Here is a 14144-nt window from a genome sequence, read left to right on the forward strand (position 1 = left end):
TTCCGGAATGGGCAAAGCTCACGACCGATTCAGCCGGATCTCGATGTCACCTGCGGAAACGGTGGCAGCATTTGGATCATCAGTGACGATCACGCCAACCCGGTTGCCCGACTCCCGGTCGACGAAGCACAGTGGACCGCGTCCGCCCTTCTGTAGATGCTTGTCGCCCCACTGACTCATCGCCAGGTACACCGGCAGGAGGTCTTCGCCGGCCTCGGTCAGCCGGTATTCGTCCCGCGCGCGCTTGCCGGGCTCCTGATAGGGCACCCGCACCATCAGTTGTGCGGCCTCGAGTTGTTTGAGCGCGCGTGACACCGCGGGTGCGGACGTTCCGATCCGCTCGACGAAGTCTTCGAATCGCGTTGTACCGAAAAGGCTTTCGCGGACAGCGAGAAAAACGGTCTTGGTGCTGAGCAGGTCCAGCAGCTTGGCCACCGAGCAGCCGTCCTTGATCGACCACTGGCGGTCGCGCAGTCTTTCCTCGAACTCCATCACACCCTCTTTTTGGATAACGCTTGCGTTACTCAGATATCCGTGCTTCCATCTTAGTAACGTCATCGTTATTCAGCAAGGGAGCTTCAGATGGTCGCAGTGGCAGGCAAGGTGGTCGTGGTGACCGGCGGACGGCGGGGTCTGGGCGCCGCACTCGTCGACGAACTTCTGGCCAGGGGAGCGCGCAAGGTCTATTCGACGGGCCGGTCGTCGTTCACCGATGAACGCCCCGAAGTGGTCCCGGTCGAACTCGAAGTACGTTCGGAGGCATCGGTTTCCGCGTTCGCCGAGCTCGCACCGGATGCCGAGATCATCTTCAACAACGCGGGCATCCTGCTGCCCGGTTCGCTGCTGACCGGCGGTTTCGACGATATCGAGGCGACCTTCGACATCAACGTCTTCGGGCCGCTGCGAGTGGCTCGGGCCTTCGCACCGATTCTGGCGGCCAACGGCGGCGGCGCCCTGGTCAACATGCACTCGGTGCTGTCCTGGGTCGCCGGCAGCGCGGCGTACGGCGCCTCGAAGGCCGCGATCTGGTCGGTCACCAACTCGCTGCGCGGCGAGCTGGCGGCACAAGGCACGCAGGTGGTCGGGGTGCACGCCGGGCTGATCGAGACCGACATGGTCGCCGATATCCCGGGTCCGAAGACGACGGCGGTGGACATCGCGACCCGCATCATCGACGGACTGGAAGCGGGTGCAGTCGAGGTCCTGGCCGATGAGGTGTCGGTGGGTGTCAAGTCGGCGTTGTCGGGTCCGGTGGAGAACCTGACCTTCGCGATGGCGGTCTGACGGCATGCCGCTGTGGACCATTCACCACACGCCGGACTTCTTCACCGCCGAGGACAAGCGTGCGCTGGCGCGCAGCATCACCGATCATTACGAGAAAGCGGGGCTGCCGCGGTTCTACGTCGTGGTCATCTTCAACGAAACCCGTTCGGGTGACCTGTATGTCGGTGGTGAGCAGACTGACCTCGGGCTGCGGGTGGTCATCGACCACATCGCCCGCCGCGCCGCGGACAAGGACCATCGCCACCGCATTGCCCACTGGATCAAGTCGATCCTCAGTCCGTATTTGGAAGCGCAGGACAACCCGCACTGGGAGTTTCACGTCGATGAGACCAGTGAGGACCTCTGGATGATCAACGGCTTGATCCCGCCGCCCATGGGCTCGGACGCCGAAAAGCGTTGGATCGCAGACAACGCGGTGTCCGCGTACTGACCGTCAGGACCCCAGCGGCAGCATCGCCATTTGGCGACTCTGTACGACCACCTGGCCGTTGGCATCGACGATGAGGTGGTCCTCCTCGAACCAGGTGTCGCCGATGACGGTGGAGCTGGCCATGACTCGCAGCCATCCGGGTGCGGGCCGGCGCCGCAGGTAGGTGGTCAGCTGGACCGTCGGCGTCCATCCGAAGTGTCCGCGGTTCATCGTGACCGGCGGTGTGATGTCACCGGCCATCAGCGCGAAGAGCAAGGCTGCGTCCGGATCGGCTTCGTCTGAGGCAAAGGGGCGCAACCATATCCGGGTGACGGGCTCGCCTTCGGCGCCGGTCAGGAACGGCGTTGCCGCGTCCAGGCGCATGTCGCAGCCCTGTGCGACGTGGACGACGTGACCCAGCGGATGGTCGGCGGTCACCGGTACCGCATCAGCCGGCGGCTCGACCGTCATGGAGCAGACTTCCAGCGGCACCTGATGGCGCGGCGGCTTCGCATCCAGTTGTCCCAGGGTGACCGAGCACGTGACGGCGACCCGGCCGCGTTGTGACAGCTCGACCTCGACCAGGTTCACCTGTCGGCCGCGTTTGCGGATCGTGGTGCTGAGCCGGACCTCGCCCGGATCGGGCGCGTTGAGGTAGTTGGCGCTCAACGCAATCGGGGCCAGGTCGGCGGCGTCGGGAACACTCTGGCGAGCGGCGGCGGCGCACAGCGCCATCATGCAGCCCCCGTGCACCTTGGGGCCGATGGTCCACCTGCCGTCGATGTTGGCGGTGAACACACCGGAGTCGATCGCGGTGACAGTGGTCAGATCGGTGAAGGGACGCAGCGTCATGCCATCTCCAATTCCGGTGTTGTGCTTGTGGTTTCAGCGGCACGGGCGGGACGGCTCCGGACCTTCAGCGGCCACCAGAACCAGCGTCCGAGCAGTGCCGCGATCGACGGGGTGATCAGGGAGCGCACCACGAAGGTGTCGAACAGCAGGCCGAGTCCGATCGTGGTGCCGATCTGGCCGACCGACCGCAGGTCGCTCGCGATCATCGAGATCATGGTGAACGCGAACACCAGGCCGGCGGCGGTGACCACGCCACCGGTGGCGCCGGTGGCACGGATCAGTCCGGTGCGCAGGCCGGCGCTGATCTCCTCCTTGAAGCGGGACACCACCAGCAGGTTGTAGTCGGAGCCGACGGCCAGCAGGACGATGACCGACATGGCGATCACCAGCCACTGCAACTCGATGCCCAGGAAGTACTGCCAGATCAGCACCGACAGGCCGAACGACGCGGCAAGGGACAGCACCACGGTGCCGACGATGACGATCGATGCGACCAGGGCCCTGGTGATCAGCAGCATCACCACGAAGATCAGGATGATGGCGGCGAGGGCGGCGATCAGCAGGTCGTAGTGCGCGCCCTGCTGGATGTCCTTGTAGGTCGCGGCGGTACCGCCCAGATAGAACTTCGCGCCGGCCAGCGGCGTGCCCTTGACGGCCTCCTTGGCGGCCTGCAGTTCGGCGTCGACGTGCGAAATGCCTTCCAGGGTGGCGGGATCAACGTCATGAGTGACGATGAAGCGGGCCGCCTTGCCGTCGGGGGAGAGCATCAGTTCCATGCCGCGCTGAAAGTCGGGGCTGCTGAACGCTTCTGGCGGCAGGTAGAACATGTCGTCGTTCTTTGCGTCGTCGAACGTCTGACCCATGGCCGCGGCGGTGTCGGTCATGCGTTCCATCTGGGTGACCATGCCGTCGAAAGTGCTGCGCATGGTCTGCATCAGGTTGCGGACGTCCGTGGACAGGCTGATCAGCGGTGGCAGTTGGGCGGCGATCTGCGGCGTCACCACGTCGAGCTTGCCCATGGCGTCGGACAGCGCCTTGGTGTTGTCGGCCAGCCGGTCGAAGCCGTCGGTGGCGTCGAACACCGAGCGCATGGCGTGACAGACCGGAATGTCGAAGCAGTGCGGCTCCCAGTAGAAGTAGTTCCGCAGCGGCCGGAAGAAGTCGTCGAAATCGGCGATCTGGTCCCGCAACTCGGCGGTGGTCGCCGACATGTCCTGCGCGGCAACATCTCCGGCGTGTGTGGCATCGGCCAGCTGCACGCTGAGGTCGTGCATGTGCCGCATGATGCCGATCATCGAGGTGAGGTGGTCGGTCATGGTCTGCACGTCGCCGAGGCGGGCCTTCAGGAACTGCAGGTTCTCGTTCATCGAGACGGCCTGCGCGCTGATCTGGAACGGCACCGAGCCGTGTTCCATCGGCGGGCCGAGCGGCCGCGTGATGCTCTGCACCCGGGCGATACCCGGCACCCGGAAGATGTTCTTGGCGATCCGGTCCAGCACCAGCATGTCCCGGGAGTTCCGCAGGTCGTGATCGGCCTCGACCATCAACATGTCGGGGTTCATCCGCGCGGAGGTGAAATGCTCTTCGGCCGTGGCATAACCGATGTTGGACGGCACGTCTTTCGGTACGTAGAAGCGATTGTCGTAGTTGGTGCGGTATCCGGGCAGCGCCAGCACGCCGACCAGCGCGGCGGCGGTGGCCGCGACCAGGATGGGCCCGGGCCACCGGACCACGGCGGTGCCGACCCGGCGCCAGCCGCGGGTCTTGTTGGCACGCTTGGGGTCCAGCAGCCCGAAGTGGGTGCTGACGACCATCACCGCGGGTGCGAAGGTCAGGGCCATGACCAGGATGACGGTCATCGCCGTCGCACACGGCAGCGCGAGGGTGTTGAAGTAGTTCAGCCGGGTGAACAGCAGGCACATCATGGCGCCGGCGATGGTCAGGCCGGAGCCGAGGATCACGTGGTAGACGCTGGAAAACGTTGAGTAGTAGGCGGTTTCCCGGTCCTCGCCGGCATTGCGGGCCTCGTGATAGCGGCCGACCAGGAATATCCAGTAGTCGGTGCCGGCGGCGATCGCGAGGGCGGTCAGCACGCTGACGGCGAACGTGGACAGGCTGATCAACTGGGCATTACCGAGGACGGCGACCAGCCCGCGGGCCGTGCTCATCTCGGTCAGTACGACCAGGAGCGCGATGAATGTCGTTGCGATGGAGCGGTATACGACCAGCAGCATCAACGCGATGACGACGAGCGTCACGACCGTCATCTTGACCATGCTCTTGTCGCCGGCCTCGTTGGTGTCGGCGACCAGGGCGGCCTGGCCGGTGACGAACGCCTTGACCCCGGCCGGCGGATGGCTGCGGTCGACGATGTGCCGCACCGCATCCACGGATTCGACACCCTCGGTGGACCCTTGGTCACCGCGCAGGTTCACCTGGACGTAGGCCGCCTTGTGGTCCTCGCTCTCGGATCCGGCCGAGGTGATGCGGTCGCCCCAGAAGTCCTGCACGTGCTCGATGTGTGCGGTGTCCTGCTGGAGCTGGTGCACCAGGTCGCCGTAGTACTGCCGTGCGGTGTCGCCGAGCGCCTGATCCGACTCGATGATGATCATCAGCACGCTGTCGGAATCGAATTCGCCGAATGTGGTGCCGATGTGTTTGGTCGCGATGACAGATGGAGCGTCCTGCGGGGAGAGCGACACGGCGTTGTTCGCGCCGACGACCTCGAGTTTGGGCACCAGCAGGTTGGTGGCCGCGGTGGCTGCCAGCCAGATCAGGATGATCGGCACCGACAGGATGCGGATCAGCCGGGGATAGCGGCCCCGGCTGCTGTGCTGGCCGCTCATGCTGCCTTCACCAGGCAGAACGTGGTCGCCGAAGCGCCGTCGGATGACTGATGGTCACGCAGCTCGCCATTGACCGTGATGCGGCAGGTCAGCCGGCTGCTGTCGCCCTGTGCGACGAGGTTGGCGAACACGCTCGGCACCGTGGTGGTCAGGGTTTTCGACCAGGGCAGTGAGGTGAAGCGCTCGCGTTGCGGCTGGGCCCGCTCGTCGACGTAGCTGATCATCCCGCTGGTGTCGGAGGGTCCGTCCACTTCGTACGTCACGTACTTCGGGATGGTCGAAACGATGTTGTCCGTGCGGGTTTCGGCGGAATGCTGGCTGCCGAACACGCCGTGGAAGCGGTCGATGACGAAACCGCCGACCGTGACGACCCCGACAACCGTCAGCAGCACCCAGCCGCGCCGCGCGGTCTTGAGCAACCAGTTCATGACGAGCACCATACGACTGTATATATACGCATGTATAGTTACGAGGCGGTGGCGACCATCACACCTCGTCACGACGACGATTAGGGTGAAGGCATGGCGGGCTCGACACGGCAGCGGAATGTGCGAGGGCAGGGCGCGCTGCTGCGCGACGAAATCCTGGCCGCCGCGATCCGGGTCGTCGACTCATCGGAGTCCACGAACGAGGTGTCGTTGCGCAGCATCGCGCGTGAAGCCGGCATCTCGAACATGTCGGTGTACGCCCATTTCGACAGTCGCGAGGACGTGCTGGCCGCCGTGGCGGAGCTGAGCTGGGATCAGGTGAACCAGGACATCGCCGAGCAGGTGCAGAGCGGCAAGACGCGGCGAGAGCGCCTACTGCTCGGCTGCCGCGCGTATGTTGCTTTCGCCCAACGCTTTCCGTTGCGATACGTCCTGATGGTCAAGGTCGACGAGATCACCCCGTCGGCGCGCCAGGCGCTCGAGGTCGTGACGCGCGGCCTGTTGGCTGCCGGCGGCATGGACCCAGACTCCGAGCCGGGACCCGAAGCGAAGCGGGTGGCCGCGGCGCTGTCGGTCGCGCTGCACGGCGTCGCGATGCTGCACCGCACCGACACGCCGCATCTGTGGATGAGCGATTTCAGCACCTGCGAAATCATCCAGACCATGGTCGACGCGGCCATCCTGCAGCTCGAGCAGGCGGCCGCGGCGCCGCGGCCGTAGCAGCTACTTCTTCTTGGCCTCGCGCCAACCCCGTTCGAACGGCAGCCGCCAGGCGTTGGGCGCGATCAGTTGGTGGATGGCGTTGGGGCCCCAGGTGCCGGGCTGGTAGTTCTTGACCGGCGGCGGATCCGCCAGCAGCGCAGCCGAATTCGCCCACAGGGACTCGATGCCCTCGGCAGTGGTGAACAGCGTGTGGTCGCCGCGCATGGCGTCGAGGATCAACCGCTCGTAGGCCTCCAGTACCTGGTCGGCGCCGTCCGCCTCGGTGGCCGAGAACTGCATCGAGAGCTTCTCGAGCTTCATGCCCGGCCCGGGCCGCTTGCCGTAGAACGACAGTGACACCTTCGAGTTGTCGGCCAGGTCGAAGGTCAGGTGGTCGGGTCCCTGTGACCCGACGCCCGAACCCGACGGGAACATGGTGCGCGGCGCCTCCTTGAAGGCGATCGAGATGATGCGCATGCCCTCGGCCATCTTCTTGCCGGTGCGCAGGTAGATCGGCACGCCGGCCCAGCGCCAGTTGTCGATGCCGACCTTCAAGGCGATGAACGTCTCCGTATCGGAATCCCTTGCCACGCCCTCGAGTTCGCGGTAGCCGGTGAACTGCCCACGGACGACATCGGACACCTTCACCGGCAGCATGGACCGGAAGACCTTGTTCTTCTCCTCGCTGATGGCGCGCGGTTCCAGCGCCGTCGGCGGCTCCATCACCACGAAGGCCATCACCTGGAACAGGTGGGTGACCACCATGTCCTTGTAGGCGCCGGTGCTCTCGTAGAAGTTGGCGCGGGCGTCCAGGCCGAGCATCTCGGGAATGTCGATCTGGATATGGTCGATGAAGTTGCGATTCCAGATCGGCTCGAACAGGCCGTTGGCGAACCGGAACGCCAGGATGTTCTGCGCTGCTTCTTTGCCCAGAAAGTGGTCGATCCGGAAAATCTGTGCCTCGTCGAACGTTTCGTGAACGAAGTTGTTGAGTTCGACGGCGCTGGCCAGGTCGGTCCCGAACGGCTTCTCCATGACGACGCGGGAGCGCTCGACCAGGCCGGCCTCGTCCAGCGTCGCGATGACGGCGCGCGCAGCTTTGGGTGGCACCGAAAGATAGTGCAGGCGGCGCACATTCGGGCCCAGCTTCTTCTCCGCGGCGGCCACCGCCGCCGCCAGACCCGACGGCCCGGCGCTCTGCGGGACGTAGGTGAGCGTCGCGGCGAACCGTTCCCACTGTTCGTCGGTCAGGTGGTGGCTGCCGAATTCGTCGATCGCGGCCTTGGCCAGCTCGCGGAACTCGTCGATCGTCAGGTCCTCCAACGAGGTGCCGACGATCTGGATGTCGGGTGCCAGTTCGGACTGGTCCAGATAGGCCAGACCTGGCAGCAGTTTGCGTTTGGCGAGGTCGCCGGTCGCGCCGAACAGCACGATCACGTGTGGATCGACGGCGACATCGTCGTGGCGGTTCGGCCGCGAGCCGGGCGCCGGGTACGAGATGGTCTGCGGTTTGGTGTTCGCCACGATCCGCATGATTCCACCGCTGCCGGGTCCGCGCATGGCCTAACACGAACAAGGCCCGGTCACCGTGAGCGGTGACCGGGCCTTCGTCGCGAACTGTCAGTCCAGCTGGATGTACTTCACCGTGACCGGCTGCGCGGGCTTGCCGTCGCCGCCGCCGCCCTCGATGCCGTTCTGGGCGATCTTGTCCAGGGTGGCCAGGCCGGTGGCGTCGACGGTGCCGAACGCGGTGTAGCCCGGAGGCAGCTGCGAGTCCTGGTAGACCAGGAAGAATTGGCTGCCGTTGGTGTTCGGGCCGGCGTTGGCCATCGCGAGCGTGCCGCGCGGGTAGACGACCGGCTGGCTCAGCGCAGGGCTGTCGGGCTGGTACTGGTTGGTCGGGTACTCGTTGGCGAACTGGTAGCCGGGGCCGCCCATACCGGAGCCCGTCGGGTCACCGCACTGCAGGACGTCCAGGCCGCCCTTGGTGAGCCGGTGGCAGGGGGTGTCGTTGAAGTAGCCCTGCTGCGCCAGGCTGGCGAAGCTGTTGACGGTGCACGGCGCCTTGGCGTTGTCCAGCGTCAGGCCCAGGTTGCCCTGATTGGTGCTCATGCTGGCCGTCACAGTCGGCGGGGTGGTCGGGATCTTGCCGGTGCGCGGCGGGTTGACCTTCTTGCTGGCCTGCTCCGACGACGCCGGGTACTGGCAGTTCTCACCGAGGCCGGCGGGCGCCACGAACGGCGGCAGCTTGCCGTCGGCGGGCGGGTTCTGCGCCGGGGCGGTCGAGCTCCCGGTCGATGCCGAGGCCGTCGCCGACGAGGAGTCGGAGTCCTTGTTGAGATAGATGACACCAAAGACGGCGCCGCCGATCACCGCGAGCACCGCAACCACCGACGCGGCGATGGTGATGATGCGCTGCTTGCGGGCCTTCTCGGCCCGGCGCTCCAACTGCCGTTCCAGCTTGCGCTTGGCGGTCTCCCGCCGTTGTTCATTCGTCGGCACCGCCGAAGCCCTCCTCGTCACGGTCGGGGGAATTGCCCCGACGTACAGCTGGTCGGCACCGAGTGTGCCAGGTCACCCTGAGACGTTCTTGAGCTGGTCCAGCAGCGCCTGCGGATCGGGATGCAGCAGCACGGCGTCCCCGATATCGGTGCCGTTGAGCAGAACCGTCGGCGTCGAGTTGATGCCCGAGCTCTTCACCGCGTTGTTGACCATGTCGCGGTACTTGCCGCCGGTGATGCAATCGGCGACGGAATCCGGGGCGCCGGCCTTCTTCGCCTGTTCGACCAGCTCGTCGTCGGCCGGGAACGTCTGCGCCGACTCGTCGGGTTGATGCGCGAACAGCGCGGCGTGGAATCGCTGGAACGCCGCGGTGTCGGCGTCGGCCACGCAGTACGCCGCCGCGCCGGCCCGCACCGAGTACGACGTCAGGTCGCCGCGGCCCAGGATCGACACCATGGTGTAGTCCACGGCGACGCGGCCGTCGGTGATCAGCTTGCCGATGGTCGGGCCGTAGACCTGCTCGAACCGGCCACAGAACGGGCACAGGAAGTCCTCGTAGACCGTGAGCGTGGCCTTCGGCTCGGAGGTGCCCGGCTTGGTGGCGACGTTGGGCGCCGCGAGGCGGATCGAGCGCAGCGGCGTCGGACCGGAATCAGCGGACGATGTCTCGGCAGCGCCCCCGACGGGCGCGTTCTTGTGCCGGAGCACGATGACGGCGGCGACGCCGGCCGCGACCAGCGCGATGACGGCGATCACGGCGAACATCACCCAGCCGGTGCGGGACTTCTTCGGTGGCGGAAAGCCCGGAACGTATTGCGGCGCACCGTAGTACTGGGGCTGGTCGGGCGGCGGGGGTCCCCACGGTCCTGGCTGCGTCATGGAGGCAGTTTCCCACGTGGGAAAATGGCTACGTGTTGTTGACGGGGTTTCCGACCGGGATGTTGCAGTGCAACTGCTACATCCTCGCGGCGCGCGCCGGGTCGGACGCCATCATCGTCGACCCGGGCCAGCGGGCCATGGGCCGCATCCGCGAAATCCTGGATGAGAACCGGCTCACCCCGTCGGCGGTGCTGCTCACCCACGGCCACGTCGACCACATCTGGTCGGCGCAGAAGGTGGCGGACACCTACGGCTGCCCGGTGTACATCCACCCCGAGGACCGGTTCATGCTGACCGATCCCATCAAGGGGTTCGGTCCGCGGTTGGCGCAGCTGGCGTTCGGGGTGCTCTTCTCCGAGCCCAAGCAGGTCGTCGAACTCGACCGCGACGGTGACAAGCTCTACCTGGGCGGCATCACCGTGACGGTGGACCACACGCCGGGGCACACCCGGGGCTCGGTGGTGTTCCGCGTGACCGACGGTCCCGCCGAACTGGCATTCACCGGCGACACCTTGTTCAAGCAGTCGGTGGGCCGCACCGATCTCCCGGGCGGCAGCGGCCGGGACCTGCTGAACTCGATCGTGACAAAACTGTTGGTGCTCGACGACGACACCGTGGTACTACCTGGGCACGGCCCACAGACCACGATCGGCGCCGAACGCCGTACCAACCCATTCCTCGAAGGCTTATCAAGTTGAGCGATTTTCAGGCGCCCAAGGGCGTCCCGGATTACCTGCCCCCGGACTCGGCGGAATTTGTCGCGGTACGTGACGGACTGCTGAACGTCGCGCGGTTGGCCGGGTACGGCCACATCGAGCTGCCGGTCTTCGAGGACACCGCGCTGTTCGCCCGCGGTGTGGGCGAGTCCACCGACGTGGTGTCGAAGGAGATGTACACCTTCGCCGACCGCGGCGACCGCTCCGTCACGCTGCGGCCCGAAGGCACCGCCGGCGTCATGCGGGCCGTCATCGAACACGGACTGGACCGCGGAGCGCTGCCGGCCAAGCTGCGGTACTCCGGACCGTTCTTCCGGTACGAGCGGCCGCAGGCCGGCCGGTACCGCCAGCTGCAGCAGGTGGGAGTCGAGGCCATCGGCATCGACGACCCGGCGCTCGACGCCGAGGTGATCGCCGTGGCCGACGCCGGCTTCCGCTCGCTGGGCCTCGACGGCTTCCGCTTGGAGATCACGTCGCTGGGCGACGACACCTGCCGCCCGCAGTACCGGAAGCTGTTGCAGGACTTCCTGTTCAAGCTCGACCTCGACGAGGACACGCGGCGCCGCGCGGAGATCAATCCGCTGCGGGTGCTCGACGACAAGCGGCCGCACGTCAAGGAGATGACGGCCGACGCCCCGGTGATGCTCGATCACCTGTCGGAGGCCGCCAAGGAGCACTTCGACACCGTGCTGGCGCACCTGGACGCTCTCGGCGTGCCGTACGTCATCAACCCGCGCATGGTCCGCGGCCTGGACTACTACACCAAGACCACGTTCGAGTTCGTGCACGACGGCCTCGGCGCGCAGTCCGGCATCGGTGGCGGTGGCCGCTACGACGGCCTCATGAAGCAGCTGGGCGGGCAGGACCTGTCCGGCATCGGCTTCGGCCTCGGTGTGGACCGCACGGTGCTGGCGCTCAAGGCCGAGGGCAAGACGGTGGCGTCTCCGGCGGCTGTCGATGTGTACGCCGTGCCGCTGGGTGCGCCGGCCAAGCTGGAATTGGCGAAGATCGTTGCGGCCCTGCGTGGTTCGGGTGTGCGTACCGACATGTGTTACGGCGACCGCGGCCTCAAGGGTGCGATGAAGGCCGCCGACCGCTCCGGCGCCAAGGTGGCCCTGGTCGCGGGTGACCGCGACATCGAGGCCGGCACCGTGGGCGTCAAGAACCTGTCGAACGGTGAGCAGGTCGATGTGCCCATCGCCGACGTCGCCGCCCGAGTGGCCGCACTGCTTCCTTAGCTGCGTATTTTGGGGCCGCTCGTCAGCGCTGAGCGTCCCCAAAATGCACGCCCGACACGGCGTGTCGGTGTACAAACACGGCCGCTCGCGGGAGAAGGCTCAGTGGGTCATGCGGCGGAGCATGCCGTCGCGCAGGGTCAGGGTGTGGAGCAGGATGGCGCTGACGTGCGCGGCGATGGCCGCCACCAGCAGGTAGGCCACCACCGAATGTGCCTGCCGCAGAATGCCGTACAGGTCGGCATCGAACGGGACGAGGCCGGGTAGCGTCAATCCGAAGGCCCGCACCGGGGTGCCCGACGCCGACACCATGGCCCAGCCGACCAGTGGCTGCGCCAGCAGCATGGCGTACATCGCCAGCTCGGACCCGGCGATCAACTTGCCTTCCAGCGGTCCCACCGTGTCGGGCCACTTCGGCGGCTTGTGGGTGAATCTGTTTGCCGCCCGGACGATCACGATGACCAGGATGCTGATGCCCAGCGTCATGTGGACGGCGACCAGGGCCCCGTGGGAACCGATCCGGTTGGTCATGGTGTAGCCGATCAACAACGCGGCGAACACGGCGACCGCGGTCAGCCAGTGCAACACGCGAGTGCGGACGGGGAAGCGGCCGGTCATGACACAACCTGAACGGCCGGAGCGCTTTTCGGCTCGATGGTCCGAGCCCGGTACGACCCGGCGTACACCGCCGACCGAGCGCTGAGCAGCGGGTCGTCGGACGGTTCGATGCCGTCGGGCAGGACCAGCGGATCGAAGTTGATGTCGCGGGCGTTGCCGGCGGCATCGGTCTGGGCTTCGGTGAGCGTCAGGACGCCCGCGTCGATGACCTGCCGGTCGGCCGGCCACGGCAGCGTCGGGTCGGTCGGATCGCCGTCCCGTCCGACCGTCAGTCGCAGATTCCACTGCAGCGGAGCCTTTTTCAATTGCAGGATCAGCGCGTCGAACAACGCGTTGGGATCGTCGGACTTCGGTGGCAGCGCCGTCTGCTGCGGTACGAACGACCAGCGGACCGGCGTGCGGACGCCGGCCTGGCTCACCAGATAGAACTTGTGTAGACCCGCGAATGTGCTGTCGGCGAAACCCGGTGTGGGCGCGCTCTTCTTGACCAATGCCATCGCGGCCGCGGTCTCGGGGTGCCGGCCGAGGAAGTCGGCCATGGCCTTCGGGTCGGGCTTGCCGTCGGCGACCGGTTTGGAGGCCAGCAGCCGGTCGTAGAAGCCCTGCGGTGAATTGTCGAGGAACACCGGGATGTTGAGCATCGCGGTCCGCCACTGGCCCGGCCCGGGGAAGCCGATGGCCAGGCCGAGTCCGCGTGCCGCGCCGGGAGTATCGGCGACGGTCGGGTTGCCGCCGGCCAGCGAGAACCGACCGGCGACGGGCGTCTCACCCGGACCGAAGACCGCGGCGCGGGACAGGGCGGCGGCGTTGCCGTTGCTCATGAAATGGCCGACCACCGAGACGCCCTTGGCGTGGTTCTTCCGGAAGCCGGGGTGGGCGCCGAAGACGCTCCGGAAACCGTCCAGGAACGTCTGGCGGGTCAGCGTGCCGGCGCGGCTGGTGTACGCGACGAGTCCGAGGTCGACGGCGAGGAACGCCCCGACGGCGCCGAGGCCGACCAGGACCGAACGCCGGGTCAGGGGAGTACCGCGCCAGGATGGGCCGTCCATGACCACCACAGGTACCACAAACTGCTGTGGCAACATCTGCGAACGTGCGGGTACTGGTGCAGCGGGTGACGTCGGCGCGGGTGACTGTCGACGGGCAGACCGTCGGTGAGATCACCCCGAACCCTCAGGGCCTGGTGGCGCTCGTCGGTCTGACGCACACCGACGACGCCGCGGTGGTGCGCAAGATGGCCGACAAACTGTGGCGGCTGCGCATCCTCGACGGCGAGCTCAGCGCCGCTGACGCCGGCGCCCCGATCCTCGTGGTCAGTCAGTTCACCCTGTACGCCGACACCGCCAAGGGACGCCGCCCGTCCTGGAACGCCGCGGCTCCCGGGCCGGTCGCCGAGCCGCTCGTCGACGAGTTCGCGGCGGCGCTGCGAGCGCTGGGCGCCGAGGTCGCGACCGGGCGGTTCGGCGCCCACATGCACGTCGAGCTCGTCAACGACGGACCGGTGACGGTGCTGCTGGAGCTGCAGGCGGGGTGATACGTCTGATGCAGGGTGTAACAGTCCGGTACGGTCAGTCGATATGACCGGCATGCGTAAAGCGGCTCTTCATGATTGACGGTGTAGTTGGGGTCTGAATCCGCCGGTTTCGAGTAGGGATCGGGCGATGTAGTGGGTG

General features: G+C 66.7%; 15 protein-coding genes. 6 read left to right on the plus strand and 9 right to left on the minus strand.

All coding sequences use genetic code 11. The features are described from left to right. Nucleotides 1-18: 18 nt before the first annotated feature. Nucleotides 19-492 carry a helix-turn-helix domain-containing protein gene (locus tag ACJH6H_RS21680; RefSeq protein WP_064858996.1) on the minus strand — a complete coding sequence of 158 codons (474 nt, stop codon included), beginning with the start codon at nucleotides 490-492 and terminating at the stop codon, nucleotides 19-21. A 90-nt stretch (nucleotides 493-582) separates the two neighbouring features. Between ACJH6H_RS21680 and ACJH6H_RS21685 the strand changes: the two genes are divergently transcribed. Together ACJH6H_RS21685 and ACJH6H_RS21690 are read left to right on the plus strand one after the other, a co-directional pair. After that, a complete protein-coding gene (locus ACJH6H_RS21685; RefSeq protein ID WP_064858997.1) occupies nucleotides 583-1284 on the plus strand; it encodes an SDR family oxidoreductase in 702 nt (233 codons plus the stop codon). A gap of 4 nt (nucleotides 1285-1288) precedes the next feature. Beyond that, entirely contained in the window at nucleotides 1289-1714 is a 426-nt protein-coding gene (locus ACJH6H_RS21690; protein WP_406775783.1) for a tautomerase family protein, read from the plus strand. Between the two features lie 3 nt (nucleotides 1715-1717). Here the strand turns inward: ACJH6H_RS21690 and ACJH6H_RS21695 are convergent, their stop codons facing one another. The 3 genes from ACJH6H_RS21695 to ACJH6H_RS21705 are packed head-to-tail and all read right to left on the minus strand — an operon-like array spanning nucleotide 1718 to nucleotide 5819. Further along, complete coding sequence (locus ACJH6H_RS21695; RefSeq protein ID WP_406775784.1) at nucleotides 1718-2545, minus strand: thioesterase family protein; 828 nt, start codon at nucleotides 2543-2545, stop codon at nucleotides 1718-1720. Then, nucleotides 2542-5391 carry an RND family transporter gene (locus ACJH6H_RS21700; protein WP_406775785.1) on the minus strand — a complete coding sequence of 950 codons (2850 nt, stop codon included), beginning with the start codon at nucleotides 5389-5391 and terminating at the stop codon, nucleotides 2542-2544. Before ACJH6H_RS21700 ends, ACJH6H_RS21695 begins: the two co-directional genes overlap by 4 nt. Then, the gene (locus tag ACJH6H_RS21705) at nucleotides 5388-5819 is read right to left on the minus strand and encodes an MmpS family transport accessory protein (RefSeq protein WP_244872570.1); all 432 of its coding nucleotides are present in this window, start codon (nucleotides 5817-5819) and stop codon (nucleotides 5388-5390) included. Before ACJH6H_RS21705 ends, ACJH6H_RS21700 begins: the two co-directional genes overlap by 4 nt. A gap of 93 nt (nucleotides 5820-5912) precedes the next feature. Between ACJH6H_RS21705 and ACJH6H_RS21710 the strand changes: the two genes are divergently transcribed. Continuing rightward, on the plus strand, nucleotides 5913-6539 hold the full coding sequence (locus ACJH6H_RS21710; RefSeq protein ID WP_406775786.1) for a TetR/AcrR family transcriptional regulator: 627 nt from the start codon (nucleotides 5913-5915) through the stop codon (nucleotides 6537-6539). A 3-nt stretch (nucleotides 6540-6542) separates the two neighbouring features. On the opposite strand, the gene zwf is transcribed toward ACJH6H_RS21710, so the two are convergent. The 3 genes from zwf to ACJH6H_RS21725 form a co-directional block, all read right to left on the minus strand. Further along, nucleotides 6543-8045: a glucose-6-phosphate dehydrogenase gene (zwf, locus tag ACJH6H_RS21715; protein ID WP_318984620.1), complete on the minus strand. Its 1503-nt coding sequence runs from the start codon at nucleotides 8043-8045 to the stop codon at nucleotides 6543-6545. 96 nt (nucleotides 8046-8141) lie between these two features. Then, the gene (locus tag ACJH6H_RS21720; RefSeq protein WP_406775787.1) at nucleotides 8142-9023 is read right to left on the minus strand and encodes a peptidylprolyl isomerase; all 882 of its coding nucleotides are present in this window, start codon (nucleotides 9021-9023) and stop codon (nucleotides 8142-8144) included. A 72-nt stretch (nucleotides 9024-9095) separates the two neighbouring features. Beyond that, nucleotides 9096-9902, minus strand: a complete 807-nt coding sequence (locus ACJH6H_RS21725) for a DsbA family protein (RefSeq protein WP_406775788.1) — start codon at nucleotides 9900-9902, stop codon at nucleotides 9096-9098. 32 nt (nucleotides 9903-9934) lie between these two features. On the opposite strand from ACJH6H_RS21725, the gene ACJH6H_RS21730 reads away from it, so the two are divergent. Both ACJH6H_RS21730 and hisS read left to right on the plus strand, forming a co-directional pair. Then, complete coding sequence (locus ACJH6H_RS21730) at nucleotides 9935-10600, plus strand: MBL fold metallo-hydrolase (protein ID WP_406775789.1); 666 nt, start codon at nucleotides 9935-9937, stop codon at nucleotides 10598-10600. Beyond that, nucleotides 10597-11856, plus strand: a complete 1260-nt coding sequence (hisS, locus tag ACJH6H_RS21735; protein WP_212811610.1) for a histidine--tRNA ligase — start codon at nucleotides 10597-10599, stop codon at nucleotides 11854-11856. Before ACJH6H_RS21730 ends, hisS begins: the two co-directional genes overlap by 4 nt. 99 nt (nucleotides 11857-11955) lie before the next feature. Here the strand turns inward: hisS and ACJH6H_RS21740 are convergent, their stop codons facing one another. Continuing rightward, nucleotides 11956-12471: a cytochrome b gene (locus tag ACJH6H_RS21740; RefSeq protein ID WP_406775790.1), complete on the minus strand. Its 516-nt coding sequence runs from the start codon at nucleotides 12469-12471 to the stop codon at nucleotides 11956-11958. Continuing rightward, the gene (locus tag ACJH6H_RS21745; RefSeq protein WP_406775791.1) at nucleotides 12468-13520 is read right to left on the minus strand and encodes a catalase family peroxidase; all 1053 of its coding nucleotides are present in this window, start codon (nucleotides 13518-13520) and stop codon (nucleotides 12468-12470) included. The genes ACJH6H_RS21740 and ACJH6H_RS21745 overlap by 4 nt, the downstream gene beginning before the upstream one ends. 44 nt (nucleotides 13521-13564) lie before the next feature. On the opposite strand from ACJH6H_RS21745, the gene dtd reads away from it, so the two are divergent. Then, nucleotides 13565-14005, plus strand: coding sequence for a D-aminoacyl-tRNA deacylase (dtd, locus tag ACJH6H_RS21750; protein WP_406775792.1), 441 nt, complete (start codon nucleotides 13565-13567; stop codon nucleotides 14003-14005). Nucleotides 14006-14144: the final 139 nt, after the last annotated feature.

The organism is Mycobacterium sp. SMC-21, from assembly GCF_045310825.1.
In the GTDB taxonomy this organism is placed as follows: domain Bacteria; phylum Actinomycetota; class Actinomycetes; order Mycobacteriales; family Mycobacteriaceae; genus Mycobacterium.

Excerpts from the sequence above, each read along its gene's own strand:
- ACJH6H_RS21680 (WP_064858996.1), bottom strand. The coding sequence starts at position 492 with ATGGAGTTCGAGGAAAGACTGCGCGACCGCCAGTGGTCGATCAAGGAC.
- ACJH6H_RS21685 (WP_064858997.1), top strand. The coding sequence starts at position 583 with ATGGTCGCAGTGGCAGGCAAGGTGGTCGTGGTGACCGGCGGACGGCGG.
- ACJH6H_RS21690 (WP_406775783.1), top strand. The coding sequence starts at position 1,289 with ATGCCGCTGTGGACCATTCACCACACGCCGGACTTCTTCACCGCCGAG.
- ACJH6H_RS21695 (WP_406775784.1), bottom strand. The coding sequence starts at position 2,545 with ATGACGCTGCGTCCCTTCACCGATCTGACCACTGTCACCGCGATCGAC.
- ACJH6H_RS21700 (WP_406775785.1), bottom strand. The coding sequence starts at position 5,391 with ATGAGCGGCCAGCACAGCAGCCGGGGCCGCTATCCCCGGCTGATCCGC.
- ACJH6H_RS21705 (WP_244872570.1), bottom strand. The coding sequence starts at position 5,819 with ATGAACTGGTTGCTCAAGACCGCGCGGCGCGGCTGGGTGCTGCTGACG.
- ACJH6H_RS21710 (WP_406775786.1), top strand. The coding sequence starts at position 5,913 with ATGGCGGGCTCGACACGGCAGCGGAATGTGCGAGGGCAGGGCGCGCTG.
- ACJH6H_RS21725 (WP_406775788.1), bottom strand. The coding sequence starts at position 9,902 with ATGACGCAGCCAGGACCGTGGGGACCCCCGCCGCCCGACCAGCCCCAG.
- ACJH6H_RS21740 (WP_406775790.1), bottom strand. The coding sequence starts at position 12,471 with ATGACCGGCCGCTTCCCCGTCCGCACTCGCGTGTTGCACTGGCTGACC.
- ACJH6H_RS21745 (WP_406775791.1), bottom strand. The coding sequence starts at position 13,520 with ATGGACGGCCCATCCTGGCGCGGTACTCCCCTGACCCGGCGTTCGGTC.